The organism is Roseicitreum antarcticum (assembly GCF_014681765.1).
GTDB lineage: Bacteria > Pseudomonadota > Alphaproteobacteria > Rhodobacterales > Rhodobacteraceae > Roseicitreum > Roseicitreum antarcticum.
Window position 1 is genome coordinate 1306319 of the sequence record NZ_CP061498.1, and the last position, 21300, is coordinate 1327618.

Annotated in this window: 20 protein-coding genes; 13 read left to right on the plus strand and 7 right to left on the minus strand. The window is 65.1% G+C overall.

Features of this window, described 5'->3' with window-relative positions:
• Positions 1-181 precede the first annotated feature (181 nt).
• Positions 182-643 carry an Hsp20 family protein gene (locus H9529_RS06235; protein ID WP_092891011.1) on the plus strand — a complete coding sequence of 154 codons (462 nt, stop codon included), beginning with the start codon at positions 182-184 and terminating at the stop codon, positions 641-643.
• Positions 644-852: 209 nt separating this feature from the next.
• Here the strand turns inward: H9529_RS06235 and rnr are convergent, their stop codons facing one another.
• Positions 853-3117, minus strand: a complete 2265-nt coding sequence (gene rnr, locus H9529_RS06240) for a ribonuclease R (protein ID WP_092891013.1) — start codon at positions 3115-3117, stop codon at positions 853-855.
• A gap of 66 nt (positions 3118-3183) precedes the next feature.
• A complete protein-coding gene (locus H9529_RS06245) occupies positions 3184-4005 on the minus strand; it encodes an alpha/beta hydrolase (protein WP_092891015.1) in 822 nt (273 codons plus the stop codon).
• Positions 4006-4085: 80 nt separating this feature from the next.
• Between H9529_RS06245 and H9529_RS06250 the strand changes: the two genes are divergently transcribed.
• Entirely contained in the window at positions 4086-5564 is a 1479-nt protein-coding gene (locus H9529_RS06250; protein WP_092891017.1) for an NAD-dependent succinate-semialdehyde dehydrogenase, read from the plus strand.
• 196 nt (positions 5565-5760) lie between these two features.
• Here H9529_RS06250 and H9529_RS06255 read toward each other — a convergent pair whose 3' ends face one another.
• Both H9529_RS06255 and H9529_RS06260 read right to left on the minus strand, forming a co-directional pair.
• The gene (locus H9529_RS06255; RefSeq protein WP_176847186.1) at positions 5761-6234 is read right to left on the minus strand and encodes a hypothetical protein; all 474 of its coding nucleotides are present in this window, start codon (positions 6232-6234) and stop codon (positions 5761-5763) included.
• Positions 6235-6237: 3 nt separating this feature from the next.
• Positions 6238-7440 (minus strand): pyridoxal phosphate-dependent aminotransferase, encoded by a 1203-nt coding sequence (locus tag H9529_RS06260; protein ID WP_092891019.1) that lies wholly within the window; start codon positions 7438-7440, stop codon positions 6238-6240.
• A gap of 89 nt (positions 7441-7529) precedes the next feature.
• Here H9529_RS06260 and H9529_RS06265 point away from each other — a divergent pair, with 89 nt between their 5' ends.
• The 10 genes from H9529_RS06265 to H9529_RS06310 all read left to right on the plus strand — a co-directional run bounded on the left by H9529_RS06265 (position 7530) and on the right by H9529_RS06310 (position 15187).
• Positions 7530-7940: a helix-turn-helix domain-containing protein gene (locus H9529_RS06265; RefSeq protein WP_092891021.1), complete on the plus strand. Its 411-nt coding sequence runs from the start codon at positions 7530-7532 to the stop codon at positions 7938-7940.
• Between the two features lie 131 nt (positions 7941-8071).
• A complete protein-coding gene (locus tag H9529_RS06270; protein ID WP_223814354.1) occupies positions 8072-8311 on the plus strand; it encodes a succinate dehydrogenase assembly factor 2 in 240 nt (79 codons plus the stop codon).
• A 211-nt stretch (positions 8312-8522) separates the two neighbouring features.
• Positions 8523-9020, plus strand: coding sequence for a MarR family winged helix-turn-helix transcriptional regulator (locus H9529_RS06275; protein ID WP_092891025.1), 498 nt, complete (start codon positions 8523-8525; stop codon positions 9018-9020).
• An 87-nt stretch (positions 9021-9107) separates the two neighbouring features.
• Positions 9108-9506, plus strand: coding sequence for a thiol-disulfide oxidoreductase DCC family protein (locus H9529_RS06280; protein ID WP_092891027.1), 399 nt, complete (start codon positions 9108-9110; stop codon positions 9504-9506).
• Between the two features lie 138 nt (positions 9507-9644).
• Complete coding sequence (gene hisB / locus H9529_RS06285) at positions 9645-10232, plus strand: imidazoleglycerol-phosphate dehydratase HisB (protein ID WP_092891029.1); 588 nt, start codon at positions 9645-9647, stop codon at positions 10230-10232.
• Between the two features lie 3 nt (positions 10233-10235).
• The gene (hisH, locus tag H9529_RS06290) at positions 10236-10874 is read left to right on the plus strand and encodes an imidazole glycerol phosphate synthase subunit HisH (RefSeq protein ID WP_092891031.1); all 639 of its coding nucleotides are present in this window, start codon (positions 10236-10238) and stop codon (positions 10872-10874) included.
• Between the two features lie 375 nt (positions 10875-11249).
• Positions 11250-11924, plus strand: a complete 675-nt coding sequence (locus tag H9529_RS06295; protein WP_092891033.1) for an orotate phosphoribosyltransferase — start codon at positions 11250-11252, stop codon at positions 11922-11924.
• Positions 11925-12137: 213 nt separating this feature from the next.
• Complete coding sequence (locus H9529_RS06300) at positions 12138-13625, plus strand: replicative DNA helicase (protein WP_092891035.1); 1488 nt, start codon at positions 12138-12140, stop codon at positions 13623-13625.
• 153 nt (positions 13626-13778) lie between these two features.
• Positions 13779-14825, plus strand: coding sequence for an alanine racemase (alr, locus tag H9529_RS06305; protein ID WP_092891037.1), 1047 nt, complete (start codon positions 13779-13781; stop codon positions 14823-14825).
• Positions 14826-14980: 155 nt separating this feature from the next.
• On the plus strand, positions 14981-15187 hold the full coding sequence (locus tag H9529_RS06310; RefSeq protein WP_092891039.1) for a YgaP family membrane protein: 207 nt from the start codon (positions 14981-14983) through the stop codon (positions 15185-15187).
• 314 nt (positions 15188-15501) lie between these two features.
• On the opposite strand, the gene H9529_RS06315 is transcribed toward H9529_RS06310, so the two are convergent.
• Together H9529_RS06315 and H9529_RS06320 are read right to left on the minus strand one after the other, a co-directional pair.
• Positions 15502-17349, minus strand: a complete 1848-nt coding sequence (locus tag H9529_RS06315) for an ABCB family ABC transporter ATP-binding protein/permease (RefSeq protein ID WP_092891041.1) — start codon at positions 17347-17349, stop codon at positions 15502-15504.
• A 207-nt stretch (positions 17350-17556) separates the two neighbouring features.
• Positions 17557-19266, minus strand: coding sequence for a LysM peptidoglycan-binding domain-containing protein (locus tag H9529_RS06320; protein WP_176847189.1), 1710 nt, complete (start codon positions 19264-19266; stop codon positions 17557-17559).
• A 104-nt stretch (positions 19267-19370) separates the two neighbouring features.
• Here H9529_RS06320 and H9529_RS06325 point away from each other — a divergent pair, with 104 nt between their 5' ends.
• Complete coding sequence (locus H9529_RS06325; RefSeq protein ID WP_092891045.1) at positions 19371-19928, plus strand: LOG family protein; 558 nt, start codon at positions 19371-19373, stop codon at positions 19926-19928.
• A 152-nt stretch (positions 19929-20080) separates the two neighbouring features.
• Here the strand turns inward: H9529_RS06325 and rarD are convergent, their stop codons facing one another.
• The gene (gene rarD, locus H9529_RS06330) at positions 20081-21022 is read right to left on the minus strand and encodes an EamA family transporter RarD (protein WP_092891047.1); all 942 of its coding nucleotides are present in this window, start codon (positions 21020-21022) and stop codon (positions 20081-20083) included.
• Positions 21023-21300: the final 278 nt, after the last annotated feature.

Sequence of the window (21300 nt, forward strand, 5' to 3'; positions counted from 1 at the left end):
GCCGGCAGCACGGCGCAGGCCAACACCGGGTACGCATTTTCCGGGGGAATGACCTCTTGAAACGCACGAAATCCCCACCCATCTTGAACTCACCGGATGCCTGAAGAGGGTCCGGCAAACGCCAACCCGGCCCGTCGGACACCCGAGGGCCAGCCAAACATCGCTTTACGGAGGATGACCTATGCGTAACTTTGACCCGACCCCGCTCTACCGTGCCACCGTTGGTTTCGACCGCGTTGCAGACATGCTGGACCGCGTGATGACCACCGATGTTGCACAGCCGACCTACCCGCCTTACAACATTGAAAAAACGGATGAAAATGCCTATCGCATTTCCATCGCCGTGGCCGGTTTCGGCCCCGATGACCTCAATGTCGAGGTGAAGGAAAACGCGCTGCACATTACAGCACGCCGGGAAGAGCAGGAGGAAGGCCGCACCTATCTGCACCGTGGCATCGCCACCCGCGCCTTCCAGCGCCGCTTTCAACTGGCCGACCACATGCGCGTCACCGGCGCCGAGCATATCGACGGCATGCTGCATGTCGATCTGATCCGCGAGATGCCCGAGGCACTGAAACCCCGCCGCATCGAGATCGCGCGGCCCGCCAACGCCACCGCGCAGAAAACCGTCGCCGCCGCCTGAAGGCGCGATTGTCTCTGAGGCCAACCAACCATCGGCGCGCCCCTTACCGGGCGCGCCTTTTGCATGGCGCAGGGGCGTTATCGCTTTGCAATGCGCTGCCGACTGGCCACGCTTTGCGGTCAGGCAGCGCGGCGCGGCATCGTCCAATACCGCACCCCGGAAGCCGGCTGCGTGGCGAAATCAGGGCGCGATGCGCAAAGTCCCGGCCATCAGACCCGCTTGCGTGCCACCTTGCGCTTTGCTTTCGCCTTGCCCGTGCGCTCTTTCCCCGGACGCCGCGACACCACGCGCACCGACTTTCCGCGCCCGCCGGATGCGCCCGGCCCGCGCGGCAACACCGCGCCGTTGAGTTCCAGCAATTCCACCATCAGCCCGCCGGTGATCGGCACCGCCTCGGCCAATTTGACCAGCACACGGTCGCCCAGCGCGATGATCGTACCGGATTTGTCGCCCATCAGGGTTTGCGCGTCGGCGTCGTGGTGGAAGTATTCGTCGCCCAGCGACCGGATCGGCACCAAGCCGTCGGCCCCGGTCTCATCCAGTTTCACGAAGACGCCAAAGCGCGCGATGCCCGAAATGCGGCCCGTGAACTCCTGCCCGACGCGCTCTGACAGGAACGCGGCCAGATAGCGGTCGGTGGTGTCGCGTTCGGCCGTCATCGACCGGCGCTCGGTATCCGAGATCAGCTTGGCGGTTTCGGCCAGATTCTCGACATCCCATTGCGACAGCCCATCCTTGCCCCAGCCATGCGCGCGGATCAGGGCGCGGTGCACGATCAGGTCGGCGTAGCGCCGGATCGGCGAGGTGAAATGCGCATAATTCCGCAAGGCCAACCCGAAATGCCCATAATTATCCGGGCTGTAATAGGCCTGCGTCATCGAGCGCAGCGTGGACATGTTGATCAGTTCGTCGAATTCGGTGCCTTCGGCCTGATCGAGCAACTGGTTCAGGTGACGGGTTTGCAGCACCTGCCCCTTTGCCAGCGTGAAGCCCGAGGCCACGGCGAGTTCGCGCAGCGCGTTCAGCTTTTCGGGGCTGGGTTCTTCATGCGCGCGAAACAACAGCGGCGATTTGCGCGCGTTGAGCTCTTCGGCGGCGGCCACATTGGCCTGCACCATGAATTCCTCGACCAGTTTATGGGCGTCGAAGCGTTCCTTGAACGCGACCGAGGTGACCCGCCCATCGTCCGACAGCACGATCTGGCGTTCGGGCAGGTCGATGTCCAGCGGTTGGCGCCGCGCCCGCGCCGCGCGGGTGGCGCGGTAGGCGTCAAACAGGGCCTTGAGGTCGGCGGCAAACAATTGGGTGGCGTCGTCGAACCGCCCCTCATCCGCGGCCTGCGCCTGCTCATAGGTCAGCGAGGCGACCGAGCGCATCATGGCACGCATGAATTTGTGGCTGACCTTGTCGCCACCCGCGTTCAACACGATGCGCACGGCGATACAGGGGCGCACCACGCCTTCGTGCAGCGAACAGAGGTCGCCCGACAGCCGGTCGGGCAGCATCGGCACCACACGGTCGGGGAAATAGCTGGAATTGCCGCGCCGCCGCGCCTCGCGGTCCAGTTCCGAGCCGGGGGTGACGTAATGCGCCACATCGGCGATGGCGACCCAGACGATGAAACCGCCGGGGTTGGCGGCATCGGTGTCGGGCTCAGCAAAGAGCGCATCGTCGTGGTCGCGCGCGTCCCATGGGTCGATGGTCAGAAGGTTGATGCCGGTCAGATCGGTGCGACCCGTCATCGGGGCCTCTTGCGCAGCGTCGGCTTCGGCCACCACGTCATCGGGGAAGGCATCGGGGATGCCGTGTTGGTGGATGGCGATCAGCGACACCGCCTTTGGCGCCGATGGGTCGCCCAGCCGGTCCACGACGCGGGCGCGCGGCAGGCCCATGCGGGCGGGTCCGGCCTGCTCTGCCTCGACCAATTCGCCGTCTTGCGCGTTTTGGGTCGCGCCGGGCGAGACCATCCATTCGCGGTCGGCCCCTTTGTCGATGGGCACGATCCGCCCGCCTTCGGTCCCGGTGCGGAAAATGCCCAGGATGCGGCGGGGGTTGGTGCCGATCTTGCGGATCAGCCGAGCCTCATACTGGTGTTCGTCATGCCGGACCGACAACAGTTTCGCCAAAATGCGGTCGCCCGCGCCCAGCGCGGGGTCGGCGTTGCGCAGGGTCAGCAAGATGCGCGGTTCGGGCGCGTCGCCCCGCCATTCCACCGGCCGGGCGTACAGATCGCCGTCGGCATTGGGCGCCTGCACCAGCAAGATGCTGACGGGCGGCAGTTTTTCGGGGTCGCGGTAGGATTTGCGGCGTTTCTCCAGGAAGCCTTCTTCCTCCAGCTCCTTCAAAAGGCGCTTGAGGTCGATCCGCGCCGCACCCTTGATGCCGAAGGCACGCGCGATGTCGCGCTTGGCGGCTTCGCCCGGGTGCTCTGATATCCAGTCGCGCAGTTCGGATTTTGTGGGTATTTTTGTCATGCGCCCGCCTTATCATGCGTCCGGGCGCACGTCATGTGGAAAACCGCGCGCCGCTGAGCACGCAGGTCAGAGCCCCGCCAGCGCGGCGCGCAACAGGGCGCTCCCGGGGTCTGCCAGCCCGTCGATCACGTTGAAATGGTGGCGACCGGGGTCCTCGGTCACCGGCGCGTTCCATGCCGTGCCCAGCCAGCGTGCCTGATCGCGGAAGGCCGGACGCTCGGCGCTGCCGACCCATACATGGGCGTCGATGCCCGCACGGGGGGTGCGCAAGGCGGGGCTTTCGCGCGCGGCTTCGGCCGCATCAAGCCGCAGATCGGCGTTGAAATCGCATTGCATCAGCGGCCGCAGATCCGACAGGGGCGAGATCGGCAGCACCCGCGCCACGCGGGGCGCCGCAGCCAGTGCGACATCGGTGCAGGCCAACCGTGCCACCAGATGCCCGCCCGCCGAATGCCCGGTCAGGACCAGCGGCCCCGGCTGCACGAGCGCAATCGCATCCACCGCACGCGCAATCTGCGTGGTGATGGCACTCAGGCGCGCATCGGGCGCAAGGGTGTGGCACGGCATCGCCACCGCCCAGCCGCGTGCCAGCGCACCCGACGCAAAGGCGGACCAAAGCCGGGGGTCGAAAGCGCGCCAATACCCGCCATGAATGAAGACCAGGGTGCCGCGTGCGCGCGCCGCTGGCATGAACAGGTCGAACCAGTCGCGCGGGCCGGGTCCGTAGGGCTGGCCCAGCACCGCGCGGTCGCCCAGCGCGTCGCGGAACGCCGCCGCCTGTACGGTCCAGCGCGGCAAGAAATCCGCCCCGCCGGGGATATGGGCGGCATTGGCATATTCGTCGGAAAGGTCGGGCAATTCTGGCATTTCGTGTCGCGTCCCCGCCATTGTCTGGTACTTGCCCCGACGCCGCTTATATGGTCCCTTGACGCCAAATTCACAGATGCAAATTTCAAATGGGGGATGATATGCTGGATACTCAAACCGACTTGCGCGCGATACTCAAGGATGGATCGCTGCTGGAAACCCGCGCCTTTATCGGCGGCAAATGGGCCGATGCCGATGACGGCGCGACCTTTGAAGTCACCAACCCGGCGCGTGGCGATGTGCTGGCGAAGGTCGCAGACCTGACCCGCGTCGAGGTTGCACGCGCCATTGCCGCAGCAGAAGGCGCGCAGAAAGACTGGGCGCGCCGCACCGCGAAGGATCGCGCGGGGATCTTGCGCCGCTGGTTCGACCTGATGGTGGAAAATGTCGATGATCTGGCCGCGATCCTGACCGCAGAACAGGGCAAACCGCTGCCCGAGGCGCGCGCCGAGGTGCTTTATGGCGCGTCCTTCGTGGAGTGGTTCAGCGAGGAAGCGCGCCGCGTCTATGGCGACACGATCCCCGGCCACCAGCCCGACAAGCGCATCACCGTGCTGCGTCAGCCGATTGGCGTCGCGGCCTCGATCACGCCATGGAACTTTCCCAACGCGATGATTGCGCGCAAGGTCGCGCCCGCGCTGGCCGCCGGGTGCAGCTTTGTCGCCCGCCCCGCGACGGAAACGCCGCTGTCCGCATTGGCCATGGCGGTGCTGGCCGAGCGTGCGGGCGTGCCTGCGGGCGTGCTGTCGATCGTGCCGTCGACCCATGCATCCGACATCGGCAAGGAATTTTGCGAAAACCCGGTGGTGCGCAAGCTGACCTTCACCGGCTCGACCGAGGTGGGGCGGATCTTGTTGCGGCAGGCCGCAGATCAGGTGATGAAATGCAGCATGGAACTGGGCGGCAACGCGCCGTTCATCGTGTTCGACGACGCCGATATTGATGCGGCGGTTGAGGGCGCAATGGTGTGCAAGTTCCGCAACAATGGCCAGACCTGTGTGTGCGCCAACCGCATCTATGTGCAGGCCGGGGTCTATGACGCCTTTGCCGTCAAATTCGAGGCTGCGATCAAGAAGCTGCGCGTCGGCGACGGGCTTGCCGAGGGCACGACCACGGGCCCGCTGATCAGCGGCAAGGCGGTGCAAAAGGTACAGGCGCATATCAAGGACGCGCTGGACAAGGGGGCCAAACTGGTCGTCGGCGGCAAGCCGCATGATCTGGGCGGCACGTTCTTTGAACCGACGCTGCTGACCGACGTGACACCGGACATGGCCGTGTCGCAAGAGGAAACCTTCGGTCCCATGGCGCCCCTGTTCCGGTTTGAGACCGAGGAAGAGGCTGTGGCGCTGGCCAATGACACGATCTTCGGGCTGGCCGCGTATTTCTACGCCCGCGATGTCAGCCGCGTGACCCGCGTTCAGGAGGCGCTGGAATACGGCATCGTAGGGGTGAACACAGGCATCATCTCGACCGAGGTCGCCCCCTTCGGCGGGGTCAAGCAATCCGGTCTGGGGCGCGAAGGGTCGAAATACGGGATCGAGGATTTCATGGAGATGAAATACGTCTGCCTGTCGGTCTGAGGGCACCCGGGCTGTGCGGCCGCCAGGCTGTTGCAGCGCGGCTGAAACACCATCGCCCGGGGCGCGCGCACGGCGCTGCCCCGGGCGATGGTGGAGATCGAGCAAGGACTTTGGGGGCAAACTGTCAGGCGCAGCGCACCTTGGTGCGCCGTTTCGGGCCACCTCTTGGGGTCGTTGCGTCCTTGGGGGCGTTGCGTCAGGGCTGGGCGCCCTCGGCCCCGCCTTTGGCGCTGGCATCACCTTTGGCACCAGCTTCCGGTTCTACCCCGCCCTGCGCCGATTCCACGCGGTGCGCGCGTTTGCGCACCAGAACGTCGCGCAGATCATGCATGGCCATCAGCAGCGTGTCGGAGATCGTTTCCAGTTCGTCTGGCGTGGCGTTGAACTGCGCCCAATGCGCAGTCAGGTTAAGGTGATCGACCGTGCGGTGAATGTCGTCCATCTGACGGGCATTCAATACCGCGCGGCGTTGCGTGATCCAGTCCTTGATCAGCGCGTGTTCTGCCGCGCTGATCGTCTGGCCCTCATTGGGCGTGATCTGACCGTTGAAGACATTGATGCCCGCCACCCGCTGCATGTCCATGCGCCGCCAGCGCGGGTCTTCCACGATCCGGAAGAAGACCCCGCCGATGGGCTTGGTGCGGAAATAATATTGCGGCGCGGCGGCCATGCTTCAGGACAGGCCCTTGCAGAAAGCCTGAATCCGGGTGCAGGCCTCGGTCAGGTTCTCGTCTGATGTGGCATAGCTGACGCGGAAGGCGGGCGACATGCCAAAGGCCGCGCCGAAGACGACGGCAACGCCGGTTTCCTCCAAGAGCGCGGTGGCGAATGCCTCATCATCCGTGATCTTCGCCCCACCCGTGCTGGTCTTGCCGATACAGCCCGCGATGGTGGGATAGACGTAGAACGCACCTTCGGGCACCGGGCAGGTGATGCCGGGGGCCTCGTTCAGCATGGAGACCACCAGATCGCGGCGGCGTTGGAAAGTCTTGTTGTTTTCCGCGATGTAATCCTGCGGGCCGTTCAGCGCCTCGACCGCGGCCCATTGGCTGATCGAACAGGGGTTTGAGGTCGATTGCGACTGCACCTTGCCCATCGCCTTGATCAAGGCCTGCGGCCCTGCGGCATAGCCGATGCGCCAGCCGGTCATGGCATAGGCCTTGGACACGCCATTCACGGTCAGTGTGCGGTCATAAAGCTGCGGCTCTACCTGTGCGGGCGTGCAGAATTTGAAGTCATCATAGACCAGATGTTCATACATATCATCCGACATCACCCAGACATGGGGATGGCGCAGCAGCACATCGGTCAGCGCCTTCAGCTCATCCCAGGTGTAGCCCGCACCGGTGGGGTTGGAGGGCGAGTTGAAGATCAGCCATTTGGTCTTTGGCGTGATCGCGGCTTCCAGTTGATCCGGCGTCAGCTTGTAGGCGGTCTGGCTGGAGGCTTCGGCGATCACCGGCTCCCCGCCCGCCAGAAGCACCATATCGGGGTAGCTGACCCAGTAGGGCGCCGGGATGATGACCTCATCCCCCGGGTTCAGCGTCGCCATCAGCGCATTGTACAAGATCTGCTTGCCGCCGGTGCCGACCGAAACCTGGGCCGGTACATAATCCAGCCCGTTGTCGCGCTTCAGCTTGGCGCAGATCGCGGTCTTCAGTTCGGGAATGCCATCAACGGCGGTGTATTTCGTTTTCCCTGCATCAATAGCCGCTTTTGCCGCATCCTTGATGTTCTGCGGCGTGTCAAAGTCAGGCTCACCCGCGCCTAGGCCGATCACGTTCTTGCCCGCCGCCTTCAGCTCGGCCGCCTTCGAGGTGACGGCGATGGTGGGAGAGGGTTTAACGCGGGTCAGCGTGTCGGATAGAAAGGCCATGGGGCAGCACTCCGGTTTGTAACTTGCGGCTCCATCTTCTAGGTTGGCGACCAAGGGCGTTCAAGTATAATCAGGGAAAGGGGCCGTTGATGACCGAAAATTCTGCTGAAGAGCCGCGCACCGGCTGGTTTTCCGAGGAAGCCGCCACATTTGGTGATCGCATGGCGGCCGCGCGCGATGCGGGCGGCATGACGCAGGCGGCGCTGGCACGTCGGCTGGGCGTGAAGCTCAAGACGGTTGAGGCCTGGGAGAACGATGTCGCCGAACCGCGCGCCAACAAGCTGCAGATGCTTTCGGGGCTGCTGAATGTCTCGCTGCGGTGGCTGATGACGGGCGAAGGCGACGGGCTGGACCACCCGCCCGCCGATGCGGTGCTGGCTGCGGACGCGCGCGAGATACTGGCCGATCTGCGCCAGGTCCGCGCCGAGATGACGCGGTTGGGGGATACATTGGGCGGGCTGGAAAAACGGCTGCGCGCTGTGGTGAAGGAAGGATTGTGAGAATGGGGTCGCGTACAACAGGTACGGGTACAACAGGTTCGGGTGCAACAGGTTCGGGTGCAACAGGTTCGGGTGCAACAGGTTCGGCGGGGGAAATCAGCCCGCAAGAAGCACGGCTGAAAAAGCTGCGCATGCGGTCCTGGCGGCGCGGCATGAAGGAGATGGACCTGATTCTAGGGCCATTTTCCGACACGGGTCTGGCCGCGCTGGACCCCGTGGCACTGGACCTTTATGAGCGGATGCTGGGCGAGAACGATCAGGACCTCTACCTCTGGGTCACCGGCGCGAAGTCCGCGCCGGACCAGTTTACCGCCCTTCTGACGCATATCGGCGGCCATGTCGGGATCGCACCGCGCCCCAGCGCGGGCTGATCCCATCGGCGGGTGCCGCCGGTTCCCGCCCGGCCCCCGCCACGCATGCGCGCGGCGCAACGTCGTTTGACCCTGCCACACGGGCGCAGCCGGTGTACGTGCTGCATTCGCCTGACTTTTGACCAGATTTTGCATTACGCAACGGCGCTTAACCCGTTGTTGTGATTTGACGGTGTACGGTCCGGAACCTGCACCGAATCTGGAGACCGCAATGAGTATTCACACAGGCATCCCCGGCGCGTCGAAATCCGACGATCTGACGACATATATGGACAGCCTGGCCCTCGTCGAACGCCTCCACAGGTTGTTGCTGGACGTTATCAAGGATGAATTCGAGCGTCTGAACGTGCTGGACATCAACGCTGTGCAGGCCCTGTTGCTGTTCAACATCGGCGAGCAGGAAGTCACCGCAGGGGAGCTGAAGACCCGGGGCTATTATCAGGGGTCAAATGTCTCGTATAACCTGAAAAAGCTGGTGGAAACCGGATACATGCACCATCAGCGCTGCGACATGGACCGCCGGTCTGTCCGGGTGCGCCTGACCCCCCAGGGGCGGGAGGTGCGGGGCGTGGTGGCCGCCCTGTTCGCGCGCCATGCCGCAGGGCTGATCGAACGCGGCATCGTCACCGGTCCACGGCTGGACGAACTGAACGTGCTGCTGCGCCGGATGGAACGGTACTGGACCGAACAGATCCGCTACATCTATTGAGCACGCGGGCTGCGGCATTTGGGCCGGGTCTGTACAGGCCATGACCTTGAGGCTTGTCGCGGGGGCGGGCAGACCTAGAATTGCATCATGGTTGAAAAAGCATCATCCCCCCCGGCGAAGACCGAGCTGTCGGTCCTCTATAACGCCGCCTGCCCGGTCTGTGCGCGCGAGATCGACCATTACGCGCGCCATGCAGATCGCCATGCGCTGCCCATCCGTTTTGACGGGCTGCAAACCGCTGATCCGGCCGCTTATGGCGTCAGCGCCGACACGGCTGCGCGCAGGCTGCATGTGCTGCATGATGGCCGGGTGCTCAGCGGTGTGCCCGCGTTCGTGGCGCTGTGGCGCGCGATGCCGGGCTATCGCTGGCTGGCGCGGATCGTGGATCTGCCGGGGCTGCGCCAGCTTTCGGCAGCAGTATATGACCATGCACTGGCCCCGCTGCTCTATCGGCTGCATCTGCGCCGCAGCCGAAAACGCGACTGACGCCGCCCTACCCCGTTGTTTTGGCGCGGCTTTCGCGCCGCCCCCGCCACTTTCGCGTTTGGCGATGGATGCGCTTGCCCCTTCCCTCAGGCCGCGCGCCGCCCTATACCTGCGCGGACAACCGGAACGGAGAGCTTGATGCGCACAGCCACCATCACCCGCAAAACCGCCGAGACGGACATCACCGTCACCGTGGATCTGGACGGCACGGGCCGCTATGATTGCGAAACCGGCGTGGGTTTTTTCGACCATATGCTGGACCAACTGGCGCGGCATTCGCTGATCGACATGACGATCCGCGCCGACGGCGACCTGCACATCGACGACCACCACACGGTCGAGGACGTGGGCATCGCGCTGGGTCAGGCGCTGACACAAGCCATGGGGGACAAGCGCGGCATCACCCGCTACGGATCGTGTGTCCTGCCGATGGATGATGCGCAGATCGCCTGCGCGCTGGACCTGTCGGCGCGCCCGCATCTGGTGTGGAATGTCGCATTTCCAACCGCGAAGATCGGCACATTTGACACCGAACTGGTGCGCGAATTCTTTCAGGCCCTCGCCACCCATGGCGGCATCACGCTGCATATCGACCAGCGCCACGGCGTCAACAGCCACCATATCGCCGAGGCTGCGTTCAAGGCCGTGGCCCGCGCGCTGCGCGTTGCGCTTGAGCCCGATGCGCGAAAAAGTGACGCGATTCCATCGACTAAGGGGATGCTGTAGCCCATGCTGACGGTACTGGTAGATTATGACAGTGGCAATCTACACTCGGCCCAGAAGGCGTTTCAGCGCATGGCCGATGAGGTTGGCGCGGGGCAGGTGATCGTGTCGGACCGGGCCGAGGATGTGGCGCGGGCCGACCGGATCGTGCTGCCAGGTGATGGGGCATTCCCCGCCTGTGCGCGTGCCCTGCGCGCCGTGCCCGGCATGACCGATGCGCTGGAAGACAGCGTGCAGCGCCGTGCGGTGCCATTCCTGGGAATTTGCGTGGGAATGCAACTACTTGCCACCCGCGGGCTGGAATATTCGGACACGCCCGGGATGGATTGGATCGGCGGCCGGGTCGAGGCGATCATCCCATCCGATACGTCGATGAAAGTGCCGCATATGGGCTGGAACGACCTGGTGATCGACCACCCGCATCCGGTACTGGACGGGTTAAGTACCGGGGATCATGCGTATTTTGTCCACTCGTACCATTTCAGCGTGACCGATGCGGCCCAGCGGCTGGCGCATGTGGATTATGGCGCCGAGATCACGGCGGTGGTGGGGCGCGACACCATCGTTGGCATGCAGTTCCACCCGGAAAAAAGCCAGGCGGTGGGGCTGCGGATGATTGCCAATTTCCTGAAATGGCGGCCTTGACCGGGCGGCGATGGGTGCGTTGCCCCCACCGGGGCGGCCCGGAACGGGGCCGCGTTAACCAAAGTCCAAAGCCCGGATCCAGCGTCTGGAAACGATATGGAAAGCGTATGGCTTTGATACATACGCGCGCAGCCCGCAGGCTGGGTTAACGTTTTCACCCTGCGCCCTGCCCCGCACCCCACCCCGGGCCATAAACGGCATTGACGCCCGGCACCCGCCCCGCCATTTTGCGCGCCAACCGAAATTTCAGATTCGGGCCAGCCATCCGCCGGCGGGGCCACCTAATCGCGCGCGCCGCTTTCCGGCCCGCCGGGTCGGCTGTGCCGCGCTGCCCCCAACCGGCCGTTTTTCCGGCCCAGCCAAAGGACGCCGCCGATGATCCCCTCCAGCTATCCCGACCGCGCGACCATGGCCCGCCTGACGGCGCGCATGTTGCTCGACATCAAGGCGGTGCATTTCAACGCGACGGAACCTTTCACTTTCGCCTCGGGCCTGCGCGCGCCGACCTATATCGACTGCCGCAAGCTGATCAGCTACCCGCGCATCCGGTCCACCCTGATGGATTTCCTGTCGTGCACGGTGACCGAGGCGGCGGGGCTGGAAGCCTTCGACAATGTGGCGGGCGGTGAGACGGCGGGCATCCCCTTTGCCGCGCTGATGGCCGAGCGCATGGCGCTGCCCATGACCTATGTGCGCAAGAAGCCAAAGGGTTACGGGCGGAATGCGCGGATTGAAGGCGATATGACCGAAGGCCAGCGCGTGCTGCTGGTGGAAGACCTGACCACGGATGGCGGTTCGAAGCTGTCCTTCGTCGATGCGATCCGCGACACGGGCGCGGAATGCGGGCATACGGCGGTGATTTTCTACTATGGCATCTTCAACGAGACGCCGAAGCGGCTGGCCGACCATGGCGTGCGACTGCATTACCTGTGCACCTGGTGGGACGTGCTGACCGAGGCGCGGGCGCGCGGTGATTTCGATGGGCAAACTTTGGCCGAAGTCGAGAAATTCCTGCACGCCCCCCGGGATTGGGTCGCGCCAGGCAGCTAACGCCCCACCCAGATATTGACAAGTCACGCGTGATTGCCCCAGCATGTTGGGCGAAGCCCGCTGTCCACAGCTTATCCACAGGGTTGAGCCGGGGTTATACAATTTGCCAAGTCGCGCCCATCAGGGCATAGACGGCCACCACGACAGTTCAGCGGCATTTGGGGGACGATATCATGCGCCATTTGGGGAACGATGACGCCCGGAGCACCAGCCATGAATGAGATCACGACCATCATACCGAACGCCCTGCCCGAAGGCGCAACCGACACGCTGCCGCATAATATCGAGGCGGAACAACAGCTTCTGGGCGCGATCTTGACCAACAACGATGTGTATGACCGCATATCGAGCCTGATTAAACCTGACCATTTCTTTGACCCGGTGCATCAGCGCATCTTTGAAATCTGCGCGGCGCGGATCTTGAAGAATGCGCTGGCCACGCCCGTGACACTGAAGGCGTTCATGGAGGATGACGCGGGCCTGAAGGAACTGGGTGGCCCGGCCTATCTGGCGCGGCTGGCGGGGGCGGCGATCTCGGCCTATGCGGCCAAAGATTACGCGCAGATGATCTATGAACTGGCCGTGCGGCGCGATCTGATCCGGCTGGGCCAGGATATTTCGGCGCGCGCAGCGCAGGTTGATGTGGCGTCCGAGCCGAAGGAACAGATCGTCGAGGCCGAACAGCGGCTTTACAAACTGGCCGAACAGGGCAGCGCGGAACGCGGGTTCCAATCCTTCCTGAAGGCGGTGACCGATGCGGTGACCATGGCCAATGCCGCCTATCAGCGCGACGGCGGGCTGGCCGGGATTTCGACCGGGTTGATGGATCTGGACAAGAAGCTGGGCGGGCTGCACCCGTCGGATTTGCTGATTCTGGCCGGGCGTCCGTCGATGGGCAAGACATCGCTTGCCACCAACATCGCATTCAACATCGCCAAGGCCTACAAGCGCGGCATGCGGCACGACGGGGTCGAGGGCGCGGTGAATGGCGGCGTCGTGGGCTTCTTCAGCCTGGAGATGAGCGCGGAACAATTGGCCGCGCGCATCCTGTCCGAGGCCGCCGAGGTGCCGTCCGAACAGATCCGGCGCGGCGACATGACCGAGGTGGAATTCCGCCGCTTCGTCGAGGCCGCGAAGGCGCTGGAGGCTTGCCCGCTGTACATCGACGACACGCCCGCGCTGCCGATCAGCCAGGTCGCGGCACGCGCCCGGCGGTTGAAGCGGACGCATGGCCTTGATGTGCTGATGGTGGATTACCTGCAATTGCTGAAGGGGTCCTCCAAGGAGAACCGGGTGCAGGAAGTGTCCGAGATCACGCAGGGCCTGAAGGCGATTGCCAAGGAATTGAACATCCCCGTGGTCGCGCTGTCGCAGCTTTCGCGGCAGGTCGAAAGCCGCGAAGACAAGCGCCCGCAACTGTCGGACCTGCGGGAATCAGGCTCGATCGAGCAGGATGCCGATGTGGTGATGTTTGTGTATCGCGACGAATACTACAAGGAACGCGAGAAACCCGGCGATCATGAGCTGGACAAGATGGCGCAATGGCAGGCGATCATGGAGCAATGCCATGGCAAGGCCGAGGTCATCATCGGCAAGCAGCGGCATGGGCCGATCGGGTCGGTAGAGCTGTCGTTTGAGGGGCGGTTTACCCGCTTTGGCGATCTGGTGCGCGCCTATCAGCAGGGCGCGGATACGTTCTGAGGTTTTGGGCGGCGGGTTTTGGCCTGTTCGGGGACGCTTGCCTGTGGTGCGTGGCACTCAGGCAGCGCGCCGTCCGGGCCGGGTTTTGCGCATCAGCGTGCAGGCCGGACGATTTTGGCTTGACCCTGCGCATGGGCGTGGCAGAACGCGGGCATGGCAAGCGGAACATTAACGATTGATCTGGACGCGCTGGCGTCGAACTGGCGGGCGCTGAACCGGGCCTCGGGCGCGGCGGTGCAGACGGCCGCCACGGTGAAGGCCGGGGGCTATGGCCTTGGCGCCGGGCTGGTGGCGCGGACTTTGGCCGAGGCGGGGGCGCGGGCGTTCTTTGTCGCCATCGCCGAAGAAGGTGCGGCGGTGCGCGAAGCCCTGGGCCCCGGCCCCGCGATCTATGTCTATGGCGGGCATATGCCGGGGGATGCGGACCTGTTGGCGGCCGCGGATCTGGTGCCGATGCTCAATTCCATCGAACAGGTGACGCGGCAGTTCGAGACCATGCCCGATGCGCCCTTTGGCCTGCAACTGGACAGCGGGATGAACCGGCTGGGCATGGAGGCCGCCGAATGGCAGGCGGTGGCACCGCTGGCCCTGCCGCGCAGGCCCCGGCTGATCATGTCGCATCTGGCCTCTTCCGATGTGCCCAATGACCCGATGAACCGTGAACAACTGGCGGCGTTCAGCGCGATGGTCGAGGGGTGCGGCGTGCCCTGTTCGCTGGCCGCCACCGGCGGAACCCTTCTGGGCGCGGCCTATCATTTCGACATGACCCGGCCCGGGATCGGCCTTTACGGCGGCAGGCCCTTCGCCGAGGCGCGGCCCGTGGTGCGCCTGTCACTGCCGGTCATCCAGGTGCGCGATGTCGCGGAAGGCGAGATCGTGGGCTATAGCGGCACCTGGACCGCGCCCGCGCCTGCGCGCATCGCCACCCTGTCGGGCGGCTATGCCGATGGCATCTTGCGCAGTCTGAGCAACCGCACGACGCTGTGGCATGACGACATTCCCTGCCCGCTGGTTGGCCGGGTGTCGATGGATCTGCTGACCGTGGATGTCACGCATCTGCCCGAGGTGCCCGCAGCGCTGGACCTGATCGGGCCGCATCAGGGGATCGACGATCTAGCAGATCAGGCAGGCACCATCGGCTATGAGATCCTGACCGCGCTGGGCGGGCGCTATGCCCGGCAGGTGCTGGGCGGGGCCTGAAAGTCTGGCGGGCTGCGGGTCTGGCGGGCCCTGCGGGGCCGCGCGCCCCTGCCCCATGTCGAAGTGCCGCATATACAACCATTTTTGAATGTGTTAATGTCCGGTTAACAACTCAACGCCATTTCCGGCGGGACGGGTTTTGACAGGAGATTGAAATGTTTGCCAAAAATGTAGGCGGGATCGACCGGGTGCTGCGGATCGTGATTGGGCTGGCGCTGATCCTGGGGTTCTTCCTGAACATGGACGGGGCCTATAGCTGGCTGTACCTGATCGGCGTGCCGATTGCGCTGACCGGGATTTTCAGTACCTGCCTTGCCTATCGGATCATCGGGATGAACACCTGCCCGACCGAGAAGCGCTGAGGCCAAGATTGCCGCGATGCACCGCTTGATTGACGGGTGCTTCAAGCGCTGAGCCGCGCATAGACGGGCTGCGGTGCGGCGATCTGACAGGGGGGCTGTTACGGTTTATGCCGGAAATGTCCGGGACCGGGCAATGCGGCGCGCCGACCCTGCCAGATCGCCGTGCCGTGGATGCGGCCCGGCGATTTGCTGCGGCCTTGAGTCCGCGCGGGGTACGCTCGGCGCGACTGGGCGGCTTACCGCGTGAACCGCACGCCCCAGCGTCAGACCAGCGTCAGATCAGAGCCCCGTTCAAACCCTCAATCCGCAGGCACCTATGTCGCTGGCACCTCTGTCGCTGGCACCTCATCGCCCGAGCGCTGGCGCGCCCACATGGCGGCGTATTTGCCGTTGCGGGCGAGAAGCGCGTCGTGGCTGCCGTGTTCGACGATCACCCCATCCTCGAGCACCACGATGCGGTCGGCATCGACCACGGTGGACAGGCGGTGCGCGATGGTGATGACGCTGCGCCCGTGGCCCATTGCGCGCAGACTGTCCTGAATGGATTGCTCGGTCTGGGTATCCAGCGCGCTGGTGGCCTCATCCAGCAACAGGATCGGGGGGTTTTTCAACAGCGTGCGCGCGATGCCGACGCGCTGTTTCTCACCGCCCGAAAGTTTCAGGCCGCGTTCGCCCACCTGAGTCTCATAGCCTTCGGGCAGCGAGGCGATGAAGTCATGGATGCGCGCGGCGCGCGCGGCGGCAATGACCTCGGCCTCGGTCGCGCCTTCGCGGCCATAGGCGATGTTGTAGCGGATGGTGTCGTTGAACAGCACAGTATCTTGCGGGACCACGCCGATCGCGGCATGCAGGCTGGATTGCGTCACGTCGCGCACATCCTGCCCGTCGATGCGCAGGCTGCCGCCGGTCACGTCATAGAAGCGGAACAAAAGCCGCCCGATGGTGGATTTGCCGGAACCGGAGGGGCCGACGATGGCCACGGTTTCGCCCGCGCCCACGGTCAGGCTGATGCCCTTCAAGATGGGCCGCGCCGGGTCATAGCCGAAGGACAGATCGCGCAGCTCTACCGCGCCGCCCTGTACTTTCAGGGGCTGCGCATCGGGCGCGTCGGTGACATCGGAGGGCTGGCCGAGCAGGTCGAACATCTCGCCCATATCCACCAGCGCCTGCCGGATTTCGCGGTAGACCGTGCCGAGGAAGTTCAGCGGCATGGTGATCTGGATCATATAGGCGTTGACCATGACGAAATCGCCCACGGTCAGATCGCCGCGCTGCACGCCAACGGCGGCCAGCACCATGACCACGACCAGCCCCGAGGTGATGAGGAAGGACTGCCCGAAGTTGAGGAAGGCCAGCGAATAATTGGTCTTGATCGCGGCGGCCTCATATTTCTGCATGGCGCTGTCGTAGCGCCGGGCCTCCATGCCTTCGGCGTTGAAATATTTGACGGTTTCGAAGTTCAGGAGGCTGTCGATGGCCTTTTGGTTGGCATCGGTATCCTGGGCGTTCATCTCCCGGCGCTGTTTCACGCGCCATTCGGTGATGGCGAAGGTGAACCAGACATAAAGCGCGATGGTGACGACGACGGTGACCAGATACCAGACGTCGAACAGCCAGAACAGCACGACCGAGATCATCAGAAGTTCCAGAACCAGCGGCCCGATCGAGAACAGCAAGAACCGCAGCAGGAATTCCACCCCCTTCACGCCGCGTTCGATGATCCGGCTGAGGCCCCCGGTCTTGCGCGTGATGTGGTAGCGCAGCGACAGGCGGTGGATATGGGTGAAGGTTTCCAGCGCCAGCGCGCGCAGGGCCCGCTGGCCGACACGGGTGAAAAGCACATCGCGCAATTGCTGGAAGCCCACCGACATCAGCCGCGCCATGCCGTAGGCCACCGTCAGCCCCACCGCGCCGACGGCAAGCCACCAGCCCGCGCCCTCGCCCGACAGGGCATCGACGGCGGTCTTGTAGAAGAAGGGCGTGGCCACCGCGATGACCTTCGACAACACCAGCACCAAGAGGGCCAGCACGACGCGCTGGCGCACCCACGGCGCATCGTCGGGCCAGAGGTAGGGCGCAACGCGGCGGATGGTGCGCCAGCCGCTGGCACGTTCGCGGGCAGAGGTGGTGGCGTCGTCGTCGGCTTCGGTGGCTGGCGGCATAGGGCACTTTCCGTTGGCTTTCGCGCAATCTAGTCAGGCCGCAGGGTAAAGACCAGAGGGCGGATGCCGCAGGGCTGGTTTGGGGGCAGGCGTTGCAGGGGATGCAAGCGTCCCTGCCCTGTCGCTGCGGGCTGCCGGGTTCGGTGCGAGGGACCAGGACCAGGGGGGGCAGTAGCGGGATCGCCTGGGCGGAACTGTAGCGATGCGCTATTCCGGCAGGGTAAACACCTGCCCGGGGTAGATCAGATCGGGGTCGCGGATCTGGGATCGGTTGGCCTCGAAAATCCGCACATAGAGGAAGCCATCGCCATAGGTCTGGCTGGAAATCCCCCAGAGCGTATTGCCGGGCTGCACCGTCATCGCCTCGATGCGGGGGGTGTCGCTGTCGGCGTCCGACGCGGCGCGCAACAGGGCGGGCGCCTCACGCTGGAAGGGCGTCTCGAACCGCGAGGAGACGCGGCCCGCATCGTCCAGCGCATCGACGCGCAGGGTGTACACCCCGGTATCCACATCAGGCAGCACCGTGCGCCATGAGCGGTCGGCAAGGCTGCGGGTGTCGGTCACAAGCTGGTTGTCGAGATAGACGCGCACCCCCGCTTCGGGCTGCGGCGTCTGGCCCACCAGCCGCACATCGCCCTGCGTGTCATAGCTGATCGCGTCGATGCGGATGTTATCGGTGACCTGCGGCAGTGTCGGGGTGCTGGCCTGCCCCAGCAGGCGGATGTCGCCGTCCGGGCTGATGAGGAGCGCAGGCGGGGCGGCGGGTTGCGGTGTGGATTGCGGCGCGGATTGTGGCGTGGGACCGGATGCAGCGTCAGGCACAGACGGGGCGGCGGGGCCATTATCGCGGGCGTTGGCGGCGGCCAGCACTGCGGGGGATGCGGCCCCCGGGGGGGTCGGCGCGTCGGGGGCTGGGGCCGGTTCGGTTGCGCGCCCGATGTCGGCTTGGGGCGCGGCGGAGGCGCCTGCCGGGCGCATCGGGGCTGTGGCTTGTGCCCCGGGCTGATCGTTGGCACCCGGCTGATCGTTGGCCCCCATTGCGCGGGGCAGATCACTGGCGCCGCCGGGGCGCGCGGCGGGATCGTTGCCTGCAACTGCGTCGGACAGCAGGGCCACTTGCGGCGCTGCAGCGGGCGTGTCGGTTCCGGTTTCCGCGCCCGAGGTGCCGATCGTTGTCGCGTTCAGCGCCGGGGCAGGCTGTTGTGTACCCAGAGGACCGGGGGAGGGTTGGGTTTCGGCCGTTTGTTCGGGGGCGGGCTGCGCGGCGTCGGTGTCCGCTTGCGCCAGTTGCGTGCCTTGCGCTGTGGCGGGGTCGGGTACATCCGACACGGGTACATCAGAATCGGGTACATCAGAATCGGGGGCTGCGGCATCATCCGCCTGCGTATCGCCGGGCATCGCTTCGGTATCCGCCTGCGCGATTTGCGGGGCAGCATCCGGCTGCGCGGGCGTGGGGGCGATCAGCACGCTTTCGTCAGACGCGATCTGCGCGCCATCAGCCAGCCGCATCGACAGGGTCATCAGCCGCGCCGTGGCGCTGGGCGAAAGGTCGAAGAGCGTCACGAAACTGCCCTGCCCGTCGATGATGGTTTGCGACACGCTGTCGCCATCGACCAGCACCGCCAGCCCGGCATCGGGCGTGCCCTGCCCCGCGACCAGCGCCGCGCCGTCGGCGGCGATGCGCACCACGTCGAAGCGCGGCGGCGCGGGCAAGGCCGCATCCGGGGCCGGGTCAGACGCGGCATCGGCCATGGTGTCGGCCATTGTGTCGGCCATGCTGTCGGGCGCATTGGCAACATCCCGGGCAGCCCCCTCAGGGGCCTGCCCACGCGACAGCATGAAAATGCCCGCGCCGAGGCCCGCGATCAGCACGGCCGCGCCCAGCATCTTCTTGCTACTTACCTGACCTGTCGCCATGCTATTCCGGTGCTTGTCCATTTCATCGCCGCAGGGTCGCTTGTCGCGCCAGCGTTAACCCCTTATCAAGAGCAAATCTCGCAACAATACAAGGTTTTGTCACGATGGCCCGTCCAATTCGCTCGGTCTGTGTTTTCTGTGGTGCCCGCAACGGCACCCCGCCCGCCTATGTCGCCGCCGCCCGCGCGTTAGGGGCGGTGCTGGCCGATGCGAACTGGCGGCTGGTCTATGGCGCGGGCGATGTCGGGCTGATGGGCGAAGTGGCGCGCGCGGCGCAATCCGAAGGGGCCGAAACCTTCGGCGTCATCCCCCAGCACCTGATGACGCGCGAAGTGGGGCGGCGCGACCTGACGTCGCTGGTGGTGACCGAGACGATGCATGAGCGCAAGAAGGTGATGTTCGTCAACTCGGACGCCATCGTGGTGCTGCCCGGCGGCGCGGGCACGCTGGATGAGTTCTTCGAGGTGCTGACCTGGCGGCAATTGGGCCTGCACGGCAAGCCGATCTTCATCCTGAACATCGACGGCTTCTGGACGCCGCTGCTGGCGCTGATCTCGCATGTGATCGCGCAGGGCTTCGCCGAGGAGACGATACACCACTATTTCACCGTGGTAGAGACCGTGCCGGATTTGGCGCGGGAATTGCACGCCGCGCTGGGGTGAGGTTTCTGAGGGGCGCCGGAGCATTGCGTTGCGCCCTGCCCCGCCTTGCGCTCTGCACTGCCTTGCGCCCTGCACTGCCATAGTCGCACCAGCGCCCTGCGCTTCGCACAAAGGAGCGAAGCGCCATGGGTGCCTATGTCAGATCGCCAACGCTAGGGGCCCGCAGGTGGTGTGCCTGCCGCGACCCGCGCGCGGCGGGCGGCGCGGTCATTGCGCAAGGTTTCCGCGGAATAGAGCGCCAGCGCCACCCAGATGACCCCGAAAGCCATGCCGTGCCAGGGGCTGAACGGCTCCAGAAAGATGAACGTCGCCACCACCGCCTGGATCGTCGGGTTGAGGTATTGCACCAGACCGATGGTGGCGTAGGTGACACGTTTGCCCGCATAGCTGAACAAGATCAACGGCCCGCCGGTCAGCGGCCCTGAAAGCATCAGCAACGCGGTGTCGGACCAGTTGCGCCCGAAGGCACCAGAGGCCGCGCCCTGCCCGCCCCACCCCAGTGCGTGCGCGCCGTAAAGCCAGATCAGCGCGAGAGGGGCGAGAAGCATCACCTCGGTCGTGACCGACACGACCGGCCCGGCGCTGACCCAGCGCTTCACCAGCCCGTAGCACCCGAAGCTGAACGCCAGCACCAGCGACACGATGGGCGCCACCCCCAGCCCCCAGGTCAGCCCGGCCACGGCGAGGGCGACAAGCGCGACGGCACTCCATTTGACGGGCGACAACCGCTCGCCCAGCACAGCCGCGCCCATGGCCACCGCGACCAGCGGGAAGATGTAATAGCCCAGCGAGGCCTCTAACGCGCGGCCGGCCTGCACCGACCAGATGAAGAAGAACCAGTTGACCGAGATCAGCAACCCCGACAGCGCCACCAGCCCCAGCATGCGCGGGCTGCGCAGGATGTCGCGCACAAGGTTCAGCCGCCCCTGAAGCGCCAGCACGCAGCCAAAGAACACCAGCGACCAGAGGGTGCGATGGGCCAGCACCTCCAGCGGCGGAACGTGGGAAAGCAGTTTGTAATAGATCGAGGACAGCCCCCAGATCACGCAGGTCGCCACCATGGCCATGAGGCCGCGAGAGGTTTCAGAGAGCATGGGGTTTCCTGTGGTTAACGCGGGGCGGTATTGGCGGGATGGCCGCAGGTGGGTCGGGTCCGAGTGGTCGGGTCTAAATGGTCGGGTCTAAATGGTCGGGTCTAAATGGTCGGGCGCAAATAGATCGGCGGCGGGCTTCAGGGCGCTGTGGGTGCAGGTCGGCTCTGATGTGACGATTGCTCTGGCCGAGTCTTACTGCACAGGTTCAGGAAATTACATTCGTATACTATTCCCCCTTGCCGCGCCAGTCCGTCACGGGGAAGCGGGGATCGGGGGCG

Coding starts and splice junctions, on each gene's coding strand:
- H9529_RS06235 (WP_092891011.1), top strand. CDS start 182: ATGCGTAACTTTGACCCGACCCCGCTCTACCGTGCCACCGTTGGTTTC.
- rnr (WP_092891013.1), bottom strand. CDS start 3,117: ATGACAAAAATACCCACAAAATCCGAACTGCGCGACTGGATATCAGAG.
- H9529_RS06245 (WP_092891015.1), bottom strand. CDS start 4,005: ATGGCGGGGACGCGACACGAAATGCCAGAATTGCCCGACCTTTCCGAC.
- H9529_RS06250 (WP_092891017.1), top strand. CDS start 4,086: ATGCTGGATACTCAAACCGACTTGCGCGCGATACTCAAGGATGGATCG.
- H9529_RS06255 (WP_176847186.1), bottom strand. CDS start 6,234: ATGGCCGCCGCGCCGCAATATTATTTCCGCACCAAGCCCATCGGCGGG.
- H9529_RS06260 (WP_092891019.1), bottom strand. CDS start 7,440: ATGGCCTTTCTATCCGACACGCTGACCCGCGTTAAACCCTCTCCCACC.
- H9529_RS06265 (WP_092891021.1), top strand. CDS start 7,530: ATGACCGAAAATTCTGCTGAAGAGCCGCGCACCGGCTGGTTTTCCGAG.
- H9529_RS06270 (WP_223814354.1), top strand. CDS start 8,072: ATGCGGTCCTGGCGGCGCGGCATGAAGGAGATGGACCTGATTCTAGGG.
- H9529_RS06275 (WP_092891025.1), top strand. CDS start 8,523: ATGAGTATTCACACAGGCATCCCCGGCGCGTCGAAATCCGACGATCTG.
- H9529_RS06280 (WP_092891027.1), top strand. CDS start 9,108: ATGGTTGAAAAAGCATCATCCCCCCCGGCGAAGACCGAGCTGTCGGTC.
- hisB (WP_092891029.1), top strand. CDS start 9,645: ATGCGCACAGCCACCATCACCCGCAAAACCGCCGAGACGGACATCACC.
- hisH (WP_092891031.1), top strand. CDS start 10,236: ATGCTGACGGTACTGGTAGATTATGACAGTGGCAATCTACACTCGGCC.
- H9529_RS06295 (WP_092891033.1), top strand. CDS start 11,250: ATGATCCCCTCCAGCTATCCCGACCGCGCGACCATGGCCCGCCTGACG.
- H9529_RS06300 (WP_092891035.1), top strand. CDS start 12,138: ATGAATGAGATCACGACCATCATACCGAACGCCCTGCCCGAAGGCGCA.
- alr (WP_092891037.1), top strand. CDS start 13,779: ATGGCAAGCGGAACATTAACGATTGATCTGGACGCGCTGGCGTCGAAC.
- H9529_RS06310 (WP_092891039.1), top strand. CDS start 14,981: ATGTTTGCCAAAAATGTAGGCGGGATCGACCGGGTGCTGCGGATCGTG.
- H9529_RS06315 (WP_092891041.1), bottom strand. CDS start 17,349: ATGCCGCCAGCCACCGAAGCCGACGACGACGCCACCACCTCTGCCCGC.
- H9529_RS06320 (WP_176847189.1), bottom strand. CDS start 19,266: ATGGCGACAGGTCAGGTAAGTAGCAAGAAGATGCTGGGCGCGGCCGTG.
- H9529_RS06325 (WP_092891045.1), top strand. CDS start 19,371: ATGGCCCGTCCAATTCGCTCGGTCTGTGTTTTCTGTGGTGCCCGCAAC.
- rarD (WP_092891047.1), bottom strand. CDS start 21,022: ATGCTCTCTGAAACCTCTCGCGGCCTCATGGCCATGGTGGCGACCTGC.